The organism is Clostridium sp. UMB9555A, assembly GCF_030222355.1.
GTDB lineage: Bacteria > Bacillota > Clostridia > Clostridiales > Clostridiaceae > Sarcina > Sarcina perfringens.
The window spans coordinates 415,336-435,621 of the sequence record NZ_JASORQ010000003.1 but is presented as its reverse complement, the minus strand read 5'-3'; the positions used below and the strand labels follow the sequence as shown (position 1 = coordinate 435,621).

Sequence of the window (20,286 nt, the reverse complement as noted above, 5' to 3'; positions counted from 1 at the left end):
GAACACGACGGTTAAGCCTTTAGAAGCCGATGGTACTGCACGGGAGACTGTGTGGGAGAGTAGGTGGTCGCCAGGTTTTTATTTTATGGCTCGATAGCTCAGTCGGTAGAGCAGAGGACTGAAAATCCTCGTGTCGCTGGTTCGATTCCTGCTCGAGCCACCAAAAGCTTAGTGAATTATTCACTAAGCTTTTTTTGTACATAAATTTCAAACTCTTATTTAAAATAAGGAGTTCTAAATAAGAAATTATAATATTATATTGAAATTTGAATAAGTCATAAATATCTATAAAATAGTTAGCTTACAATAAGACTATAAGTATAAAAATATATATATTTGTTTTTATTAAATATAGAAAAGTTTTAGTGATAGTATAATTATTTTCTACATACATAGAGGCTATTTTTTATAGAGCATAAAAAATATTTTTATATGAGATTATTAAAATGTAAAATAAGAATATAATTTATATTTTTATTTTATACTTTGAATTTATATTTTGAACTTATGTTGAAAATCAAAAGAGGATCTTAATAAGATCCTCTTTTAATTTATTTCTTTTAATTTATCTAGAACTTTTTCTATGTGTCCTTTAACTCTTACTTTTCTGAATTCTTCTACTAATATTCCTTCTTTATTTATTAAGAAAGTGCTTCTTTCTACACCCATATATTTTTTGCCGTACATATTTTTTTCTTTTATTACATCATATAATTTACAAACTGTTTCATCTGGATCACTAAGTAATACAAATGGAAGTGATAATTTAGTAATAAATTTATCGTGAGATGCTAAAGAATCTCTAGAAATACCTAAAATAATTGCATTTAAATCATGAAAGTTTTGTATGTTATCTCTAAAATCACAAGCTTCTGTAGTACAACCAGCCGTGTTATCCTTAGGATAAAAATATAAAATTATATTTTTTCCTTTGTAATCACTTAGTGAATGTTCTTTTCCATCAGAACCCATAAGTTTAAAATCTGGAGCTAATTTATTTATTTCAATTGACATAAGAATCCCTCCTTAAAATTATATATATTATATAATAATTACTATTCATTATCAACAAAGTGGAAGAGAGATATTCATACGTATAAAATTTAAATATAAAAATTAAAATTTTAGAGGAGGAATTTATAATTTATAAGTAAGAAATTTTTAATTATATATTATTAAAATATAAACTTATTTTATAGATTAGGAAAATACTCAGAATTTCTTTTTAATTCATTAAATGTATGTTAATATATGAAGTATAGGAAAATAAAACTTTAATTAAAAAGGAGATAATATATATGGAAAAGAAAGTTCTAGCAACAGTTGGAAATACAGAAATAACTTCAGACTATATAGATGAGATAATAGCAAGATACCCAGCTCAACAACAAGCTATGCTTGCTAGTGATGAAGGTAAAAGACAAGTTTTAGAGCAAGCTATTGCTTTTGAATTAATGTCTGAATTTGCAAAAGAAACTGGATTAGATAAGACTGAAGAGTTTAAAGATCAATTAAATAAATTTGCTAAAGAATTATTAGCTCAAATGGTAATGAAAAAGACTTTATCATCAGTTACTGTAACAGATGATGAAGCAAAAGCTTTTTACGAAGAGCATAAAGAAAACTTCGTTGAATTAGAAACTGTAACAGCTAAGCACATCTTAGTTGCATCAGAAGAAGAAGCTAAAAAAGTAGAAGAAGAAATAGCTTCAGGATCAATAACTTTTGAAGATGCTGCTAACAAATACTCAAGCTGTCCTTCAAAGGAACAAGGTGGTAACTTAGGTTCATTCTCAAAAGGAATGATGGTTCCAGAATTTGAAGAAGCTGCATTTAACTTAGAGTTAGGAGTAGTTAGTGCTCCAGTTAAAACTCAATTTGGATATCACTTAATAAAAGTTGAAGACAAAACAGAAGCTAAAACTAAAGCTTTTGAAGAGGTTAAAGAGCAAGTTGTTAATATGTTAATTCAAGAAAGACAACAAAAGAAATACTTAGAATTAATAAAAGAATTAAGAGAAAAATATGGAGTTAAATTAGCTTAATTTAAGACTCTATTAAAAAGTTAGGTGTAGAATTTTATTCTATATCTAACTTTTTTTATTGTTTTTAGTGTAGTAATATGTATAAATGACAATACTTAAGTTAGAGATTCTTAATGAACTTAATTTATATATTTTTAATATTAGAAAGTATTAAAAATATAAATTCTAAATTCTAAATTATAATTTATATTCTAAAATTTAGAATAATAAGAATGCCCTATGAACTTACTTCTTAATAAGATTAGTCTATATTTAGTATTTATATTTACTAGTTTTTAATTTAATTGGGTTTTATATGAATTTGATTTGTTGAAAGAAAATATTATATATATTTGTAGCTTTTAAGAAAAGGCTTAAATAAGAAGTATATTTTGCTACTTTGTAAGAGAAATGTATAAATATTTATTAAGTATTTGTGGTATAATTAGGTTTAGTTATTTTACAAAAAAATAGATGATAAGCAGAGGTGAACAACTTGAAGGATTGGCTTGAGATTGAGAAAAGTATTTTTTCTCATTGGAGAATGATATTTAGCATATCCAAAAAAGAATTTAAAAAAGAGTTTGCTGGTTCTAAGTTAGGTATGGCTTGGGCTATAATAAAACCACTAGCTATGATAACTGTTTTCTGGATGATATTTTCAACTGGAATGAAAACAACAAGTACAAATGTACAGGTTAATTATTTAGTTTGGCTAGTCTCAGCATACATACCATGGATATTTATTTCTGATGTAATTATGTCAGGTGCAGGTTCCATAAGGGTTAATTCCTTTTTGGTTAAAAAGGTTAAATTCCCTGTAGAAATATTACCTACTATAAGAATAGTAATTAGTTTTTACACATTTTTAATTTTGCTAGTAATAAGTTTTATAATATTTGCAGTCAATGGTAACTTAAATCTAATAAATATACCTAAATTGATTTATGCCATTATCATAACTATAATATTTTTGGCAGCTTTATCAAGATTACTATCTGCATGGGTAGTAATGTCAATTGATATATTACATGGAATATCTGTATTTATGCAATTTTTATTCTGGATGTGTCCAGTTATGTGGCAAGCAGGAGAATTACCTGTAGGTTCTAGTATGCCTTGGATTGAGAAAATACTAAAATTAAACCCTTTATATTACTTAGCTGTTTTATTTAGGGACGCATATTTAGGAACACATACAGTTAGTTTAGCATATGGAGTTTATTTCTGGGTAGTAACTATAATATTATTCATATTTGGATCTAAAGTATTTAAAAAATTTAGACCAGAATTTGATGATGTTTTATAAAAAGAGAGGTACAGAATATGTCTGTTGCTATAAGAGTTAAAGACTTAACTAAAAAATATAAGTTATATCAAAAGAGATCTGAAAGATTAGCGAATGCTTTTGGTAAAGAAAATAATATAAAAGAATTTTATGCTTTAAAGGGCGTTTCTTTTGAGATAAGCAAGGGAGAATGTGTTGGTATTATCGGTCATAATGGGGCCGGTAAATCAACACTTTTAAAATTACTAACAGGAGTGGCTTTCCCTACTTCAGGAGAGATTGAGATAAATGGAAGATTAGCATCTATGCTAGAATTGGGGTCAGGATTTAATCCTGAGCTTACTGGGATGGAAAATATTTATTTCAATGGTAGTTTAAATGGTTTAACTAAGGAAGAGATAGATGGAAAATTAAAGGATATACTTGAGTTTGCTGATATAGGTAATTTTATAGAGCAACCAGTAAAAAATTATTCAAGTGGTATGTTTGCTAGATTAGCATTCGCCGTTGCTATTAATGTAGACCCTGACATATTAATAGTTGATGAGATTTTATCCGTTGGAGATGTTGGTTTCCAAGTTAAATGTATGGAAAAATTCAATGAATTTAAGAAAAAGGGAAAAACAATACTTTATGTTTCTCATGGTCTTGGAACAGTAAAAAAGTTCTGTGACAGAGCAATTTGGCTTCAAAAAGGTGAAGTTGTAGATGATGGGAATTCTGTAATTGTAGTAGAGAGATATTATAATTTAAATTTTAATCCTGCTAATATAGAACAATTAAAAGATCATAAAAGTGACATAATAAATAGTATAGTAGTTAAATCTAATACAAAAAATGTAGAATATTTTGAAAAATTAGATTTAGAGGTTGAATATGATCTTATTTCAAATGACTTAAAAGACCCTAACATAGTTTTAGAGTTTAGAAAAACTGACTATGAGCCAGGTACAACTAGAGGAAATGATCAGTTTGTTTGTGGTATAAATAGTAAAGATAATATAAAAAATATTCCTTTTAATTTAGGAGTTAATAAGTTAAAGGTGTCTTTAAATAAGGTTAACTTAGTTGCTGGAGTTTATTATATTGACTTTGTTTTAAGAGATGGTGAAGAGGAAGTATATAGAAAAATAAATGCATATAGTTTTACTTTGAATGACAAGTATAGAGGAGAAGGTTTCTTAATACTGGGGCATTCTTGGGGTAATTAATCGGAGGAATAGTATGAGTGTAGGTAGAATTGCTAGGAGAACAACGGAAGTTCTTAAAGAAGATGGTTTAATAGAAGTTATAAAGAGAGTTTTAAGATATATAAAAAGACGTATTAAAGATAAATTAGACAATAATGCATTAACCTATAGAAAAAATTATGAAGAGGCTAATGCTATATTTCATAAGATATTAAAAAAAGAGAAATTCAAAGCGGTAGTAGTGTTTGATTCAAGAGTTGGATGGAATATTCCTTTATTCCAACGTTCTCAACACATGGCAAATGAGCTTACTGATGATGGATATCTTTATTTCTATAGAACTTCAGAGCAGTTTGATCCACATGTAAAGACTGTTGAAAAGCTGAAGGATAGGCTTTACTTAGTTAACATGGCTAATTTTGCTTTACAAAATGCTATGTTTGATCTTCTTAAGGAGTATAAAGGTCATAAATTCTTATCTCTTTATTCAACAGATGTTTATTTAGATGAGCAATATATTAAAGAGAAATACATCGATAATGGTTTTAAAGTAATATATGAATATATAGATGAACTTTCAGATGAAATATCAGGACACTTACCTGATTTTGTATATGATAGACATAAGAATATTATAGAAGATAAGAGTAATATAGCTGTAGGGTCAGCAGATAAGCTTATAGAAGAAATAGAAGAGATTAGAGGAAAAGAAAATGTTGCAATGATAACAAATGGAGTTCAATATGATCATTGGCAATATAGAAGTGATGAGGTTCCAGAAAAATTAAAAGATATAGTAAGCAAAGGTAATCCTATAATAGGATATTTTGGAGCTTTAGCAAAATGGTTTGACTATGAATTGCTTAAAAAAGTAGCTAAGGAAAGACCAAATTATGAGATTGTATTAATAGGATTTTTATATGATAACAGCTTTAAAGATAGTAAAATAGATGAACTTGAAAATGTTCATTATTTAGGTATTGTTGATTATAAGGAATTAAATCAATATTCTCAATACTTCACAATATCAACTATACCATTTTTATTAAATGATATAACTGAGTCTACAAGTCCAGTTAAACTTTTTGAATATATGGCAATGGGCCATCCTATAGTTACTACTGATATGAGAGAATGCAGAAAGTATAAGTCAGTATTAATAGGAAAAAGCCATGAAGATTTTATAGAAAAACTAGACTTTGCATTAACTCTTGATAAAAAAGATGAGTATTATAACTACCTAAAAGAAGAAGCTCTAGCAAATACTTGGAGAGAAAAGGCTGCTATACTAGATAGATTAATTGATAAAAACATTTAAGAGTGAGAGGGTAATAGTATGAGTTTAAAAAGAAGAGTAAAAAATTTATTAAGACCTATATTGAAGCCAATGTTGCTTAAATATAGAGAAAAAGGACATGAAGATCAAAAACAAGTATTTTTTGATGAAATAACTGGTGCAATAAAGAATGGAAATTATGATGCTATAGTTATATTTGATGTTTACTTTGGATTTGAGGTTAAAATGTTCCAAAGACCTCAACATATAGCATTAAACTTAGCTAAGGAAAATGTTTTATATTTTTATAAAGCATCACCTTATGTTGATAAGGATATTAAAACTTACAAGAAGATGGAAGAAAATCTTTATCTAGTTAATACAGATCTATATTGGTTACAAGAATGTTTAATAGATATAGTATCTCAAAGTGGAGTTCCTGCTTTTGGTCAAATATATTCAACTTCATTTGTTGAATATGACAGTTGGTTAAAGAAGTTTACAGATAGAAACTTTAAAATAATATATGAATATGTTGATGATTTATCAGATGACATTGCTGGATTTAAAATATCAGATGAAATTAAAGCAAGTCATAAGAGAATGCTTGAAGATACAGAAAAAGTTTATGTAGTAACTACTGCAGATAAGCTTTATCAAGAAGCTAAAGAGCTAAGAGGAGAAAATAAATTAGCCCTTGTAACTAATGGAGTTCAATATGAGCATTTTGCTAATATTGATTGCAAAAAGATTCCTGATAAGATGAAAAACATTGTTAAGAGCAAGAAGAAGATAATAGGATATTTTGGAGCCTTAGCTAGTTGGTTTGATTATGATTTAATTAAAGAGCTTGCAGAAGAATTTAAGGATGATTATGAAATAGTTCTTATAGGAATAGATTATGATCAATCTTTAGGAAAGAGCGGAATATTAAAATTAGATAATGTTCATTATTTAGGAACTGTTAACTATAATGAGCTTCCAACATATTCTAAGTTCTTTAATGTTTCTATAATTCCTTTTGTGGTAAATGAAATAACAGAAGCTACTTCACCAGTAAAATTATTTGAATATATGGCTTTAGGTAAGCCTATAGTTACAACAGCTTTACCAGAGTGTAGAAAATATGAATCACCTTTAGTAAGTGATTCACATGAAGATTTCATAAATAACATTAAGAAAGCTGCTGAGTTAGAGAATTCTAAGGAATATATAGAATTACTTAGAAAAGAAGGTAATCAAAATACTTGGAGACAAAAGGCAAAGGACATTAAGGAGCTTATACTAAACTCTTAATGGGGGAGAAATCATGGAAAAGGCAATAGAAGTAAAAAATCTTTGTAAAAATTACAGAGTTTATGATTCAAAATCAAGTAGAATAAGAAACATAATAAATCCTTTTGCAAAAAAAGAAGTTAAAGAGTTTAAAGCCTTAACTGATGTTTCTTTTCATGTAAATAAGGGTGAAATAGTAGGTATCATTGGAAATAATGGTGCTGGTAAATCTACTTTGTTAAAAATATTAACAGGAGTTTCATTTCCATCATCAGGAGAAGTTAATGTTAATGGAAGAGTATCTTCTCTTTTAGAATTAGGAACTGGTTTTAATCCAGAGCTTACTGGAGAAGAAAATATATATTTTAATGGAAGTCTCATGGGATTAACTCAAGATGAAATTGATAAGGTAAAGGATAATATTATAGAGTTTGCTGATATTGGAGAATTTATAAATCAACCAGTAAAAAGTTACTCAAGTGGTATGTATGCTAGATTAGCCTTTGCCGTTGCTATAAATATTAATCCAGATATACTTATTGTAGATGAGATATTATCCGTTGGAGATGTTGGATTCCAAAAAAAATGTATGGATAAGTTTAATGAATTTAAAGAGGCTGGTAAAACAGTTCTTTATGTATCACATGGCCTTGAAACTGTTCAAACCTTCTGTGAAAGAGCTATATGGCTTGAAAAAGGAAGAGTAGTTGATATTGGACCATCCTTTGATATAGTTGAAAAATATTATGATAAACTTATGAAAAGTGATGACAAAGAAGAGCTTGAAACAGGTAAGTTTGTTGAGCTTATCAATGTGGAAATATTAGATGATAAAAAAGTTTATAAAAAGGGCGAATCTATAGAATTTTTAGTTGAATATGAGGTGTTTAATCCATCAGTTAAAAATGCTGGTATTACTATTGAAATGAGAAAGGCATACAGAGAGCCTTGTGAGTATAGAAATGCAGATCAGTTTATATTCTCAGTAAATAGTAATGTTGATGAATTCACTATACCTTGGAAAAAGGGAAGAAATAAAATTACTTTTAAAATTGATTCTCTAGATGTTAAGGAAGGAATTTATTATTTAGATGCTATATTTTCAGAAAGCCAAAATCTTGTTGCTTTAGAAACACAAGAAGACGTAGTTTCATTTGAGGTGAAAAATGAAGGAGAGTCTGAAGGTTTTGTATTCTTAGATTCTACATGGACATAAAAAATAGAGGATATGACCATAGTTTATATGGCTTATATCCTCTTTTGTGTACTAATTATATGAAAAGATGTTAATAATGAAAAATATTAAAGTCTTTTGATAAGGAGAATTCTTATGAGTAATATTTTTGAAGTTATGTTAAAAAAGAATATTGGAGATTTTACATATGAAGAGAAAAGGGAATTAAATAACTGGCTTATAGAAAATTTAAAACTTAAAGAACTTATATATTCTGGATTAGAACTTACTAAAGTTATTAATGAGGATGGGGAAGAAACAGCATACTATGAGAATAAAATAACCGAAGAAGATATTTTATCAGGAAATTTCAATGAATTATGTTCTAAGACATCTAAATATATAGATGATGCTATAAGCTCAATATTATTTGAGGGACAATTTAATTGTTTTTATGAAAAGATTAAAAGCATATTGGAATTAGAAGACTTTGATGAAATTATTGTTTTTCATGCTTCCTTTGGATGGAATATAGAAATGAAGCAAAGACCTCAACATTTAGCAGAGGCATTAAGTAAAAAGAAAGTATTATATATATATAGAAGCGATGTAAAAAATGATAGCATTTATTCAATTAAAAAGATAAAGGACAATTTATATGTTCTTAATTTAGATATGTATAGTTTAAATGTGGCATTTTTTGAGGCAATAAAATCAATTAATAAGCCTAAATTTGTACATGTTTATGCTACATGTTTAAACTCAGTTGATTACGAAAAGATAAAAACATATATGGATAAAGGCTTTAAAGTTATATATGACTTTGTAGACGAGTTATCTAGTGAAATAAGTGGATATAACATAACTTCTAAAATGATAGAGGATCATGAAAAACTCTTGAGAGATAAAGAAAATGTATTAGTTGTTTCAACTGCAAAAAAATTAAAAGATATTGCAAATAAATTTAGGGGAGAAAATGAAAATAATATTTTAGCTCCTAATGCTGTTAATTTAGAAGACTTTAAAAATCATGGAAATGAAATAGGTGAAAAAATTCAGCCTATAGTTAATAAGAGAAAGCCTATAATAGGTTATTATGGAGCTTTAGCTAAGTGGTTTGATTATAAGTTAATTGAGCAATTAGCAAAGGAAAGAGAAGATTACGAAATAGTTTTAATAGGAATGGATTATGATGGGTCTTATGAGCAAAGTAATCTAAAAGATTATTCAAATATATCTTATCTTGGTATGATTGATTATAAAGATTTAATAAACTATTCAAGATATTTTGATGTGTGCATTGTACCTTTTATAAAAAATGATATAACTGACTCCACATCACCATTAAAAATATTTGAGTATATGGCTTTAGAAAAGCCCATAGTAACAACTGATATAAATGAGTGCAAAAATTATGAATCTTGTTTGGTTTCAAAGAATTATGATGAGTTTATAAAAAATATCGATAAGGCATTAAAACTAGAAGTAAATGACAAAGAGTATTTTAGCATCTTAAGAAGAGAATCTGAAGAAAATACCTGGAATAATAGAGCTGAATTAATAAAAGAGGCTATTAAAAACCTAGAATAAAATAAATTTTACAAAAAACTCAATTTAAAACTTAGTAATGTTTTAAATTGAGTTTTTATTATTATAACTACATAAGTAGTTTATCTTTTTATTATGTATTTTGAGTTTTATAGTTTTATAGTTTTATTATGTAAGTATAATATTAATTTACAAGTAAATCATTAAATGAATCTATGTATTCATGTACAATTTCTTTGATTTGTGCTTTTTCTTCTTCAGAAACAGTATGTTCTTCCACGGCGAAAACTTTCATTCCAGCACTAAGAGCTCCTTTAACTGCTGGCAATATATCTTCAAAGACTGCACACTCTTTAGGCTCTAATCCTAATCTTTCAGCAGCTAACAAGTAAACATCAGGAAAATCCTTTCCTCTAGTTACTTCACCTGTTATTGTTATTGAATCAAATAAATGAAAGATATCATTTGATTTTAAGCAAACTTCTAGTAAAGGATAAGAGTTACTAGTAGCTAATCCTATTTTTATATTAGATTCTTTTAATTGCTCAAGAAATTCTCTTGCACCAGATTTAAGTTTGATATTATTTTTATACTCTACATAGGCCATATCATGCCAAGTTTTCATTATTTCTTCTTCTGAACTTGCTATATTAAATCTTTTCTTAAAATATTTAGCAACTTCTTTGAAGCCTAAATGAGTGATTTCTTCTTTAAGGTTTTTAGGAACTTCAAGACCAAGATCAGTTAGGTAATCAGAATCTATTTTAGCCCATACTCCCATTGAATCAACTAAAGTTCCATCTAAATCAAAGATTACACCTTTTATATTGCTAAGCATTGTTGCCTCACCCCCAATACAGTTTAACATATAAATTATATAGAAGGTAAGGTTAAATATTAAGCTTATAAGTAAATATGTTTTAGAATTCTCTTTCAAAAATAGATATTTTTTCTTTATCCTCAAAAGACTTTAATGAATTTATTCCTAATCTTAATAGGACTTCATCCATAGTATGGCTATGAGTAGCAACTTTTATTGGAGAATTATAAGCAACTTCATCAACGTGTTTTTTACCTATGCTAGGATCTACTATTCTTTTGGGACCACCAACGCATCCTCCAACACATCCCATACCTTCAATAAAGTTTGCTTTTAATTCACCAGATTGAACTTTATTTAAGAGTTCTTTACATTCTTTAACTCCATTAGCTTGAACTGCCTTAAATATCTTAGCTTTATCAGGATAGAGTTCTTTAACCACATCATTTATGGCCTCTGATACCCCTCCAGTTCGAGCATAAAGCCTTCCACCTCTAGAGGTATATTCTATAGAGGGGACACCTTTCATAGATGATGGATCTATTTTTAATGCTTCAAATATGCCTTTTAATTCTTCAAAAGTTAAGACATAATCTATGGTACCAACTAAGTCTTTTTCTCTTGCTTCAGCTTTCTTAGCTATACAGGGACCTATAAAAACTACCTTAGCATCTTTATTTAATTTTTTTATTACTCTCCCAGCAGCTATCATAGGTGAAACAGAAGGGGAGACATCCTTTACTAAATCCTTATAACACTTTCTTAACATGGCCACCCACATAGGGCAACAGCAAGATGTTATTAATATATCTCCAGTTTTCTCTACATGATGATTAAATTCAACAGCTTCTTTAATTGAAAGCATATCAGCGGCAAATGCAACTTCAATCATATCTGAGAAGCCTATTTTTATAAATGCTTCTCTTAGCATATCTAAGGAGACATTTTCACCAAATTGTCCAGCTATAGCAGGAGCTACCGCGGCAATTACAGTCTCATTATTTTTTATTAAATCAATAATAGGAAGAAGTTCAATTCTATCTAGAAAGTGACCACTTTCGCATACCTGAACACATATACCACAATTTTGACATAGATTTGGATCTATATATTTACTATTATCTATAGGATCAGTCAGTATTGCATCAAAGGGACAAAGGCTTTGACATTTACCTTTACTTTCTTTTGAACAGTTTTTTGTACATACAGAAACTTTATCAACTATATTTTTTTTGATTTTGTGTGTTGTTATAGCTTTTCTTATGTCATAAGCAATATTATCTGAGTTTTTATCTATATCAACTCCACATAGGGATGAAAGAACATCAATAGCATCTTCTTTACTATTAAAATTATTTTTTACTATATCATTTAATTTTTCATCAAAGTTATCTTCTGAATAATATGAAGAGATAAGTTCTTTAAATAAAGAGTCATACTTTTTATTCATAATAGATAGATCCTCCTACAATCATTTTAATAAAATTATTATGTACAAAAATTCAAATTGTATTAGTAGAGTGTATAAATTTTTATGTTTTGGAAAGTATTTTAAGTAGATACTAATTTAAAAAGAGGGAGATATACAATGAAATATATTATATTAACTGTGATATTAGCACTTATATGGATGTTTTATATGGCTTTATTTACTGCAGCCGCAAAGGAAGATAGGTACTTTGAAGAAGAATTTGCAAAGAGTATTAAAGAAGAGGGAAATGATAATTTAGAATAAAAAATATGTTTAAGAATATAATTTATTAATAAGATTAAAGTAGATTATATATTTTATATTAAAATTATCTACTAATAAAAATAATACTCCAGTTAAGTCTAAATAGATTTAACTGGAGTATTAATATTAAAATTTTATATAAAATAAAAAAAGGAATTGCTGTTGCAATTCCTTTTGGTCGGGGTGACAGGGATCGAACCTGCGACCTCATGGTCCCAAACCACGCGCGCTCCCATCTGCGCCACACCCCGGCGACATTTATTATTATATGAGAAAATAATAAGGTTGTCAACAAAAAAATAAAAAAAGTTTAAAAAATTAAAAAATATTATATTCTACTTAAAATATATTATATTTCTGTGAGGATGTTATAATGTTAAGTAGTAATTTAAAAATTAAAAGATGAGGTGAAACAAATGAAGATAAGTTCAATTGTTATGCTAGCAGCTAGTTTTTTCTTAATAGTTGTTGGAATAGTATTGTTTGCAAACAAAAAAAGATTTGAAGGAGAAAATCAAGCAGGAAAATATAGTGCTAAGTACATACAAAGCAATGCAATAGGAAATATTTTTATAGGATTTTTAGGAACTATTTTAGGAGTACTTGATAACTTCGTTAATGGAAATTCAATAAAAATAGCTTTCGTAATTATTATAATTGGTGGATCAATTATACAGAAATTAATTGGAAAACAAATCTCAAAATAGTATATATATGTAAGAAAGAGTTAAAAAAGTGTAAAAAAAGTGAAAAAATTATATTTATTTAACAAAAAAATGACAAATTTATATTGTTACAAAAAGGTTTCAAATGCTATAATGTATAAGTGTAAAACTTTTAACATAGGGGAGGGATGAGTTCCTATTTTTCATTAAATGGGAGCAAGTAGATATGAAGAAAAAAATAATTTCAACAGTTCTTGCTGCTACAATGACATTTGGAGTAGGACATAGTGTATTCGCAACTCCACTTACAGATGATCAAAAGCAACAAATGGAACAAGGTCAAGATAAATATGCAGATATAAATAGTAAGATAAGAGAGTTAGAAGATAAAATAGATGGTTTATCAGCTAAAATAGAGCCTTTATTTTTTCAAGTAGAAAAAAATAAAGAAGAAATAGCTAAAACAGAGGAATCAATTTCAACTGTTAAAGGTCAAATTGAGGAATCAAAGAAGAAAATAGAAAAACAACAAGAAGTTTTAGGTCAAAGAATAAGAGCAACATATAAAAGTGGTGGACAAGCAAACTACTTAACTGCTTTATTAGATTCTAATGGAATTGGTGACTTCTTATCAAGAGTACAAGCTATAAGTAAAGTAATGGGTATGGATAAGCAAGTTATTGATGAATTAACTTCTGAAAAGGAAAAGCTTGATAGCCAAGTTAAAGAATTAGAAGATAAGACTGCCGAATTAAATAAGCTTAATTCAGAAACTCAATCAAAAATAGATGAGTTAAACAAAATGAAAGCTGAGCAAGAAGGCGTTATAAAAGACATGAAAGCTGAGCAAGAAAAAGTTGTTGGAGAATTAGCTCCACTAGAAAGACAGTTAATGGAGCCATGGACTTCTAAAATAAATTCAAATAGTTCAATAAATGATTTAAATCAAGCTGTGACAGCCTTAAGAGGTTTAAGAAATCAAATAAAAACTCCAGAGGTAGATGCAGAAGCAGTTCAAGCTATAGAAAAAGCTAAAGATTTAATCGAAACTAAAAAAGCAGAAGAAGCAGTAAGTAGCGCACCTAATAGAGGTGGAGATGTTAATACTGGTGGAAGCTCATCTTCAGCTAGTAATGGAAGTTCATCATCAAATAGTGGAGGAAGCACAGTAGCTCCACCAAGTGAAGGGGCAGCTTCAGCAGTAGTATCATACGCATACCAATTTATAGGAAGACCATATGTATTTGGTGCAACTGGTCCAGATTCATTTGACTGTTCAGGATTTACTAGTTATGTGTATAGAAATGCAGTAGGTAGAGAAATTACTAGAACTACTTATTCACAAATAAATCAAGGTAGACCTGTATCAAGAGATCAGTTACAACCAGGAGATTTAGTATTTACTAATGGTGTAGAACACGTTGGAATATATGTAGGTGGTGGACAAATGATTCACGCTGCTAGACCAGGTGTTGGTGTAATAGTAGGACCTATATATAATTACTCATCAGCAAGAAGAATATTATAATTAAAAATATATTTATGCCAAACAGTAGAAATAGCTGTTTGGCATATTTTTTTATAAAAGGTTAAGAATTTTGAGTATATGCTATAATATAGACTATAACAATTAAAGAGGCCTTAATTTATTTACTGATTTTACAGGTCTACTGATTATAATAAAGGTGAGTGTGAAGAAGTATGAATAAAACTTTAAAAGAGTTGGATTTAACTTTAGTTAACGAGAATGAAACCATTGATGATTTACAGTTAGATGGATTACATCTAATTCAGAAAAAAGAAGGGTTTAGATTTGGAGTGGATGCTGTTTTACTAGCTAATTTTGCTAATGTTAACAGAAAACATTCTGTATTAGATTTGTGCACAGGTACAGGAATAATTCCTTTTATTATTTACGGAAAAAAAAATCCTAAAGAAGTAGTTGGAATTGAGATACAAGAAGAATTTGCTGAAATGGCAAATAGAAGTGCAAAGATTAATAATATTCAAGATAGAGTATCCTTTGTATGTGGAGATTTAAAGGATAAAGAGCTTAGCAAATCAATGCCTAAATTTGATGTTGTTACAGTAAATCCTCCATATAAGTTAAATAATGCAGGTATTGTAAATCCAGAAGATAAACTTGCCATAGCTAGACATGAGATTATGTGTAATTTAGAGGATGTTATAGCAGCAAGTAGAAGATTTCTAAAGGATAATGGAAGACTTTATATGGTACATAGACCTGAAAGGTTAGCTGATATATTTTGTCTTATGAGAAAATATAAAATAGAGCCTAAAAGGGTTAGAATGGTTCATCCAAATACAAAAAAAGCTGCAAACATAGTTTTAGTAGAAGGTCAAAGAGACGGCGGAGCTTTCTTAAAATGGGAAGCACCTTTATATGTGTATAAAGATGAAGGTGGATATAGTGAAGAAATAGATAAGATATATGGAAGGGAGAGTAAATAAAAATGAGTAAAGTTTATTTAGTACCGACTCCAATAGGAAATTTAGGAGATATAACTTTAAGAGCCTTAGAGGTTTTAAAGAATGTTGATTTAATAGCTGCTGAGGATACAAGACAAACACTTAAGCTTTTAAATCATTTTGAGATTAAAAAGCCTTTAATTAGTTATCATAAGCATAATGAGCAAGGTAAAGGTGAAGAAATACTTAGAAGAGTTAAAGAAGGAACTTCAGTTGCTATAGTTAGTGATGCTGGAACTCCAGGAATATCAGATCCAGGAAGTGTAGTTGTTGAGAAATGTATAGAGGAAGGTATAGAATTTGAAGTTTTACCAGGAGCAACAGCTTTTACAACTGCTTTAATATATTCTGGATTAGATACAACTAAATTTATGTTTAAAGGATTTTTCCCAAGAGAAAATAAGGATAAAAGATCTTTTATTGAAGATATAAAGGATAGAACAGAAACAATAATAATATATGAATCACCATATAGAATATTAGATACTATAGATACTTTAAAAGAAGGATTAGGAAATAGAAAAGTAGCTATATGTAGAGAATTAACTAAGCTTCATGAAGAAATATTTAGAGGAACTTTAGAGGAAGCAAAAATTCATTTTGAAGAAAATGCTCCAAAAGGTGAGTTTGTTTGTGTAATATCAGGAAAAACAGATAAAGAAATAGAAGAAGAAAATACTTCAAAATGGATTAGTATGTCTATAGAGGAACATATAATACATTATATAGATAATGAAGGAATGAAGAAAAAAGATGCTATAAAACAAGTAGCAAAGGATAGAGGCGTTGCAAAATCAGAAATATATAAATTTTCATTAGATATATAAATTACTTTAGATTTAACATAGAGGATTTAAGTATTATAATATTTAATTTAAGATATGTGGTAACTTTTAATAAAATTATATTTTAACTAAAGGGAAATTTAGTATATATAATTATTTGATTAGGATTAACAAATAAAAAATACTAATTTATAATTAAAGAATTGTAATTTAAAGAAAATATTTATTAAAGTATAGATAAATAAAAATAAAGCACTTCATAGGGGATTATGAAGTGCTTTAACACTATAAGGGGATATAGTGTTAAAAATTATTATTGGTTAGGGTTAAAATGTTAATTAATTATTTATATTAAATAAGTTAATTACTATTTTTTTAATTCATCTAAACATTTTTGGCAGATGTTTTTACCTTTGTAGTTAACAACATCTCTAGCATCTCCGCAGAATATACATGCTGGCTCATATTTCTTTAATATGATTTGCTCTCCATCTACATAGATTTCTAAAGCATCCTTTTCTGCTATATCTAATGTTCTTCTTAACTCTATAGGAATAACTATTCTTCCTAATTCGTCTACTCTTCTTACTACACCTGTTGATTTCATTATACTTCCTCCTTGCATTTTACAACTTTCGACAAAACGCATTATAATATTAACAAACTTGTCATATTAAGTCAATATGTTTTGTCAAAAAAAATGTTTGTTTACAATTTTTTTTATTCTCAATCAATTATATATTAAATATACTACCATTTTTTTGAAAAGTCAAGGTAAAGATTAATTTATTTTACATAAATAGACTAATTTTTATTTGACAAAAAGTTAAAAAAAAGGATAAATATTGATATATTAATATAAATTTATACTTAGAAAATAACAATTAACTTATAAAATATATATTTAAAAATAAAATTGGAAAAAAATAATAAAAATGTCGTATAGAAAATTATTTAATTTATATAATATTCTATGATTAAATTAATATATTGTTTATTATTATTTAAGAAAATAGGGTAAAATATATGAATTTAAAAATTTATAATGAAATATTTACTTTTTAATAAAAAAAATACATTAATAGATAAAATATATTTAAAGTTTTTCAAAAAAATTTGAATATATTTTACTTATATAGTATTAAATATAAAAAGCTTTTGTAATAAATATGATTTATTCTATATATTGTTTATAAATTTAAGTTATGTAAAACAAAATAGAGGGTATTAACTTGTAATGTGATTATAAATACTATATAATACATAATAAGGGTTTAAAACGAAATTTGAGGTGTGCTATGGATATTAATAATTTTAATTCTGAACAAATAAAAGTTTTGGCAGAAGAGATGTCAAAAAACAGTATGGTTTCTTATGATGATTTGCCAAAGTATGATTTATTTCTTTCACAGGTTATAGACTATCTAAATGATAAGTTTACGGAAGATAAATTTACTAATAATATAGTGCAAAACTATATTAAAAGTGAGGTAATATCAAAGCCGGAAGATGGGAAAAAACGTGGATATACTAAGGTGCACTTAGCTCAATTGGTTTTATTAAGTTATATGAGACCCCTATTAAAAACCGATGAGATCAAAAAAGTATTTGCTTTAGCATTTAATGATATTAATGATAGAAGCGATGATATAATATCTTGGGAAACGGCTTATAAGATGTTCGGAGAAGTACAAGAAGAGAGCATAAAAAGATTCTTAGAGGTGCCATTAGTTGATAACGATAAAATAGAAGAAATAATACAGGTTTCTGATATAAAAGAAGAAGATAGAGATTGCATAGTGACTTTCCTAACTGTTATGACATTAATAGCACAAGCAAGTGTAGTAAAGAAAGTAGTGCAAAAAATAGTTAATGGATATCATAAAGAAGAAAAATAAAAAAGTTGAAGATAAAGCTTCAGCTTTTTTATTTTTTTATTCAAAGAAAGATATATTATAGTTACAATGGAATTCTTTATTAGGCATAAGTGACTGGATTGCAGCTTTATCCTTAAATTCTCCATTAAATCCATCAAAGTCTGCATGTCCAAACCAAGGTTCTATACAAACAAATGGAGCACCAGTATCTTTTGTCCATAATCCTAAGTAAGGAAATTCACCAAAATCAAATTCTAGGTACTTTTTATGATTTTTTGATTTTAATGAAATTTTATTTGATTTTAGATTTTTAAAAACTAAAGCATCATTTTTAAATAAATCAGTAGATAGATTTATTATATTTTCATCCTTTAAATATGGTTTTTCTTCTTTTGAGAAATAACCAGGACCAACTAATTGCATTATGCTTGCATTTTCTTTCTCATTAAATTCGAAGTAGTAATCATCAAATTTATCATTTTCAATAGGACACATAAATGCTGGATGGGCACCAATTGAGAAATACATTTCTTTATTATCTAAATTCTTTACAATATAGTCTATGCTTAAGTTTATATCATTTAAAGTGTATTTTATTATAAGTGAAAATTTAAAAGGATAAACTTTTAATGTATCTTCAGAGTATTTTAGTTCAAAAGATATTGAGTTTTTAGTTTGTTCTATCATTTCAAAGTCACGAACTCTAGCTAATCCATGTTGAGGAAGTTCATAAGTTTTACCATCAACTGTGTATTTACCATTAAATACTTTACCAACTATAGGGAAAAGTATTGGAGCATGATATTTCCAATAAGCTTCGTCTCCAGACCATAAAAATTCAGTATTATCTTTTTTTCCCTTTATACTATGTAATTCGCCACCATGATTACTTAAAGAGATTTTTAAGTGTTGATTTTCAAGAGTATAAATCATAATCTTATCCTTTCAGAGTAGTATATTTTAAAATAATTATATCATTAATTCTCTATAGTAAAAAAGCTGAAAAACAATCTTTTAAGATTATTTTCCAGCTAGTTAATATATTATTTTGGATTAACATCCTTATAGATATAGTCTTGTATTTGTTCCTTTGTTTTAGCTTCATCAAATGTTAAGTACCAAACGCCATCAATCATTTCACCTTTACAATATCCATCTAGAGGGAAACGCATATTTTCAACTGGTGAAATACCAGTTGAGGCTACAGAAGTAGCAATACTAAGTATTTTAGATGGAGTTAAGTTTGTTTCAACATAAGGTAAAAGTTTTTTTACTGTTTCAGGGTATTCAGAAGGCTTTAATGCAGAAAGTTTTTTTATGATTCCATCAAGAACATTTCTTTGTCTTTCAGTTCTTTCATAATCTCCATCTCCAACATAACGAATTCTAGAATATCCAACAGCTTGAGTACCGTTTAATACTTGTTCACCTTCAGTAACTGGTTTATATTCTGTTCCAGCAATTTCTGCAACATTTTTAGCATAATTATTAACTTCCTTAACTTCATAAGGTTTTATGTTTATTGAAACTCCACCTAAATAATCTATTATTTCTGCTAAATGATCAAAATTAACAGTTACATAGTCTTTTATATCTAATCCAAAGTTTTCGTTTATTGTTTTTAATGCTAAAGTAGGGCCACCGTAAGCATAAGCGTGAGTTAATTTAGTTTTACCATGCCCATCAACTTCAACATAACTATCTCTCATAAGAGATGTAAGTTTTATTTTATCATGCTTAGTATCTATTGTAGCTATTATTATGGAGTCAGAACGCCCAACATTATTATGTTCCCTACTATCTACTCCAAAAAGAGCTATATTTAAAATACCATCTTGGAATAGGTCTTTATTTGATTCATCAATACCTAAAGATTTATCATCTTGAGCTATTTTCTTTATGTCCATTTTATTTAATGTTGAGTAAACATATGTAGCTCCAAGTCCTATACCTATAATTAATAAGAAGAATAATGTTAATACTATTACTTTCACTTTACTTTTTTTCTTAGGTACATTGCTTTTACTATTAGAATTATTATTTTTTGCATGTTTGCCTTGCGACATTGATTTCACCAACCTTCACCATTTAAAATTTTACACAATTCACTAGTATAATTTTATTCCTATAGATTAACAG

General features: G+C 27.7%; 19 protein-coding genes and 2 tRNA genes. 14 read left to right on the top strand and 7 right to left on the bottom strand.

All coding sequences use genetic code 11. From position 1 onward, the window contains the following. The first annotated feature begins 87 nt into the window (after positions 1-87). Positions 88-163, top strand: a tRNA-Phe gene (locus QP548_RS11945). A 383-nt stretch (positions 164-546) separates the two neighbouring features. Here QP548_RS11945 and QP548_RS11940 read toward each other — a convergent pair. Continuing rightward, entirely contained in the window at positions 547-1,014 is a 468-nt protein-coding gene (locus QP548_RS11940; RefSeq protein WP_061426212.1) for a peroxiredoxin, read from the bottom strand. Between the two features lie 284 nt (positions 1,015-1,298). Here QP548_RS11940 and QP548_RS11935 point away from each other — a divergent pair, with 284 nt between their 5' ends. The 7 genes from QP548_RS11935 to QP548_RS11905 all read left to right on the top strand — a co-directional run bounded on the left by QP548_RS11935 (position 1,299) and on the right by QP548_RS11905 (position 9,817). Beyond that, on the top strand, positions 1,299-2,045 hold the full coding sequence (locus QP548_RS11935; protein WP_061426213.1) for a peptidylprolyl isomerase: 747 nt from the start codon (positions 1,299-1,301) through the stop codon (positions 2,043-2,045). Between the two features lie 466 nt (positions 2,046-2,511). Then, complete coding sequence (locus QP548_RS11930; protein ID WP_236907321.1) at positions 2,512-3,333, top strand: ABC transporter permease; 822 nt, start codon at positions 2,512-2,514, stop codon at positions 3,331-3,333. Positions 3,334-3,350: 17 nt separating this feature from the next. Next, positions 3,351-4,523: a polysaccharide ABC transporter ATP-binding protein gene (locus QP548_RS11925; protein WP_061426215.1), complete on the top strand. Its 1,173-nt coding sequence runs from the start codon at positions 3,351-3,353 to the stop codon at positions 4,521-4,523. Positions 4,524-4,536: 13 nt separating this feature from the next. Then, complete coding sequence (locus QP548_RS11920; protein WP_061426216.1) at positions 4,537-5,820, top strand: glycosyltransferase; 1,284 nt, start codon at positions 4,537-4,539, stop codon at positions 5,818-5,820. An 18-nt stretch (positions 5,821-5,838) separates the two neighbouring features. Further along, entirely contained in the window at positions 5,839-7,074 is a 1,236-nt protein-coding gene (locus QP548_RS11915; protein WP_061426217.1) for a glycosyltransferase, read from the top strand. A 13-nt stretch (positions 7,075-7,087) separates the two neighbouring features. Continuing rightward, the gene (locus QP548_RS11910) at positions 7,088-8,269 is read left to right on the top strand and encodes an ABC transporter ATP-binding protein (RefSeq protein WP_003460432.1); all 1,182 of its coding nucleotides are present in this window, start codon (positions 7,088-7,090) and stop codon (positions 8,267-8,269) included. A gap of 114 nt (positions 8,270-8,383) precedes the next feature. Continuing rightward, complete coding sequence (locus QP548_RS11905; protein WP_061426218.1) at positions 8,384-9,817, top strand: glycosyltransferase; 1,434 nt, start codon at positions 8,384-8,386, stop codon at positions 9,815-9,817. 142 nt (positions 9,818-9,959) lie between these two features. Here the strand turns inward: QP548_RS11905 and QP548_RS11900 are convergent, their stop codons facing one another. Continuing rightward, complete coding sequence (locus tag QP548_RS11900) at positions 9,960-10,613, bottom strand: HAD family hydrolase (protein ID WP_061429410.1); 654 nt, start codon at positions 10,611-10,613, stop codon at positions 9,960-9,962. A gap of 82 nt (positions 10,614-10,695) precedes the next feature. Further along, complete coding sequence (locus QP548_RS11895; protein WP_061426219.1) at positions 10,696-12,045, bottom strand: [Fe-Fe] hydrogenase large subunit C-terminal domain-containing protein; 1,350 nt, start codon at positions 12,043-12,045, stop codon at positions 10,696-10,698. A 138-nt stretch (positions 12,046-12,183) separates the two neighbouring features. On the opposite strand from QP548_RS11895, the gene QP548_RS11890 reads away from it, so the two are divergent. Further along, positions 12,184-12,330 carry a hypothetical protein gene (locus tag QP548_RS11890; protein ID WP_170869537.1) on the top strand — a complete coding sequence of 49 codons (147 nt, stop codon included), beginning with the start codon at positions 12,184-12,186 and terminating at the stop codon, positions 12,328-12,330. 175 nt (positions 12,331-12,505) lie between these two features. Here QP548_RS11890 and QP548_RS11885 read toward each other — a convergent pair. Next, positions 12,506-12,581: transfer RNA gene (locus QP548_RS11885), tRNA-Pro, on the bottom strand. A gap of 165 nt (positions 12,582-12,746) precedes the next feature. On the opposite strand from QP548_RS11885, the gene QP548_RS11880 reads away from it, so the two are divergent. From QP548_RS11880 to rsmI, 4 genes are all read left to right on the top strand, one after another. Next, positions 12,747-13,037, top strand: a complete 291-nt coding sequence (locus QP548_RS11880; RefSeq protein WP_061426220.1) for a hypothetical protein — start codon at positions 12,747-12,749, stop codon at positions 13,035-13,037. 184 nt (positions 13,038-13,221) lie between these two features. After that, positions 13,222-14,523: an NlpC/P60 family protein gene (locus tag QP548_RS11875; RefSeq protein WP_061426221.1), complete on the top strand. Its 1,302-nt coding sequence runs from the start codon at positions 13,222-13,224 to the stop codon at positions 14,521-14,523. A 173-nt stretch (positions 14,524-14,696) separates the two neighbouring features. After that, positions 14,697-15,467 (top strand): tRNA1(Val) (adenine(37)-N6)-methyltransferase, encoded by a 771-nt coding sequence (locus tag QP548_RS11870; RefSeq protein WP_061426222.1) that lies wholly within the window; start codon positions 14,697-14,699, stop codon positions 15,465-15,467. A 2-nt stretch (positions 15,468-15,469) separates the two neighbouring features. Continuing rightward, the gene (rsmI, locus tag QP548_RS11865) at positions 15,470-16,312 is read left to right on the top strand and encodes a 16S rRNA (cytidine(1402)-2'-O)-methyltransferase (protein WP_003453470.1); all 843 of its coding nucleotides are present in this window, start codon (positions 15,470-15,472) and stop codon (positions 16,310-16,312) included. Between the two features lie 325 nt (positions 16,313-16,637). Here rsmI and QP548_RS11860 read toward each other — a convergent pair whose 3' ends face one another. After that, positions 16,638-16,877 (bottom strand): AbrB/MazE/SpoVT family DNA-binding domain-containing protein, encoded by a 240-nt coding sequence (locus tag QP548_RS11860; protein ID WP_003476163.1) that lies wholly within the window; start codon positions 16,875-16,877, stop codon positions 16,638-16,640. A gap of 691 nt (positions 16,878-17,568) precedes the next feature. Here QP548_RS11860 and QP548_RS11855 point away from each other — a divergent pair. Beyond that, positions 17,569-18,168 carry a DUF1836 domain-containing protein gene (locus QP548_RS11855; protein ID WP_003458091.1) on the top strand — a complete coding sequence of 200 codons (600 nt, stop codon included), beginning with the start codon at positions 17,569-17,571 and terminating at the stop codon, positions 18,166-18,168. Between the two features lie 36 nt (positions 18,169-18,204). Here QP548_RS11855 and QP548_RS11850 read toward each other — a convergent pair whose 3' ends face one another. Together QP548_RS11850 and QP548_RS11845 are read right to left on the bottom strand one after the other, a co-directional pair. Continuing rightward, positions 18,205-19,080, bottom strand: coding sequence for an aldose 1-epimerase family protein (locus tag QP548_RS11850; RefSeq protein WP_003458008.1), 876 nt, complete (start codon positions 19,078-19,080; stop codon positions 18,205-18,207). A gap of 110 nt (positions 19,081-19,190) precedes the next feature. Beyond that, entirely contained in the window at positions 19,191-20,213 is a 1,023-nt protein-coding gene (locus tag QP548_RS11845) for an LCP family protein (RefSeq protein WP_061426223.1), read from the bottom strand. Between the last annotated feature and the right edge of the window lie 73 nt (positions 20,214-20,286).

Excerpts from the sequence above, each read along its gene's own strand:
- QP548_RS11940 (WP_061426212.1), bottom strand. The coding sequence starts at position 1,014 with ATGTCAATTGAAATAAATAAATTAGCTCCAGATTTTAAACTTATGGGT.
- QP548_RS11935 (WP_061426213.1), top strand. The coding sequence starts at position 1,299 with ATGGAAAAGAAAGTTCTAGCAACAGTTGGAAATACAGAAATAACTTCA.
- QP548_RS11925 (WP_061426215.1), top strand. The coding sequence starts at position 3,351 with ATGTCTGTTGCTATAAGAGTTAAAGACTTAACTAAAAAATATAAGTTA.
- QP548_RS11920 (WP_061426216.1), top strand. The coding sequence starts at position 4,537 with ATGAGTGTAGGTAGAATTGCTAGGAGAACAACGGAAGTTCTTAAAGAA.
- QP548_RS11915 (WP_061426217.1), top strand. The coding sequence starts at position 5,839 with ATGAGTTTAAAAAGAAGAGTAAAAAATTTATTAAGACCTATATTGAAG.
- QP548_RS11910 (WP_003460432.1), top strand. The coding sequence starts at position 7,088 with ATGGAAAAGGCAATAGAAGTAAAAAATCTTTGTAAAAATTACAGAGTT.
- QP548_RS11905 (WP_061426218.1), top strand. The coding sequence starts at position 8,384 with ATGAGTAATATTTTTGAAGTTATGTTAAAAAAGAATATTGGAGATTTT.
- QP548_RS11900 (WP_061429410.1), bottom strand. The coding sequence starts at position 10,613 with ATGCTTAGCAATATAAAAGGTGTAATCTTTGATTTAGATGGAACTTTA.
- QP548_RS11895 (WP_061426219.1), bottom strand. The coding sequence starts at position 12,045 with ATGAATAAAAAGTATGACTCTTTATTTAAAGAACTTATCTCTTCATAT.
- QP548_RS11890 (WP_170869537.1), top strand. The coding sequence starts at position 12,184 with ATGAAATATATTATATTAACTGTGATATTAGCACTTATATGGATGTTT.
- QP548_RS11880 (WP_061426220.1), top strand. The coding sequence starts at position 12,747 with ATGAAGATAAGTTCAATTGTTATGCTAGCAGCTAGTTTTTTCTTAATA.
- QP548_RS11875 (WP_061426221.1), top strand. The coding sequence starts at position 13,222 with ATGAAGAAAAAAATAATTTCAACAGTTCTTGCTGCTACAATGACATTT.
- QP548_RS11870 (WP_061426222.1), top strand. The coding sequence starts at position 14,697 with ATGAATAAAACTTTAAAAGAGTTGGATTTAACTTTAGTTAACGAGAAT.
- rsmI (WP_003453470.1), top strand. The coding sequence starts at position 15,470 with ATGAGTAAAGTTTATTTAGTACCGACTCCAATAGGAAATTTAGGAGAT.
- QP548_RS11860 (WP_003476163.1), bottom strand. The coding sequence starts at position 16,877 with ATGAAATCAACAGGTGTAGTAAGAAGAGTAGACGAATTAGGAAGAATA.
- QP548_RS11855 (WP_003458091.1), top strand. The coding sequence starts at position 17,569 with ATGGATATTAATAATTTTAATTCTGAACAAATAAAAGTTTTGGCAGAA.
- QP548_RS11850 (WP_003458008.1), bottom strand. The coding sequence starts at position 19,080 with ATGATTTATACTCTTGAAAATCAACACTTAAAAATCTCTTTAAGTAAT.
- QP548_RS11845 (WP_061426223.1), bottom strand. The coding sequence starts at position 20,213 with ATGTCGCAAGGCAAACATGCAAAAAATAATAATTCTAATAGTAAAAGC.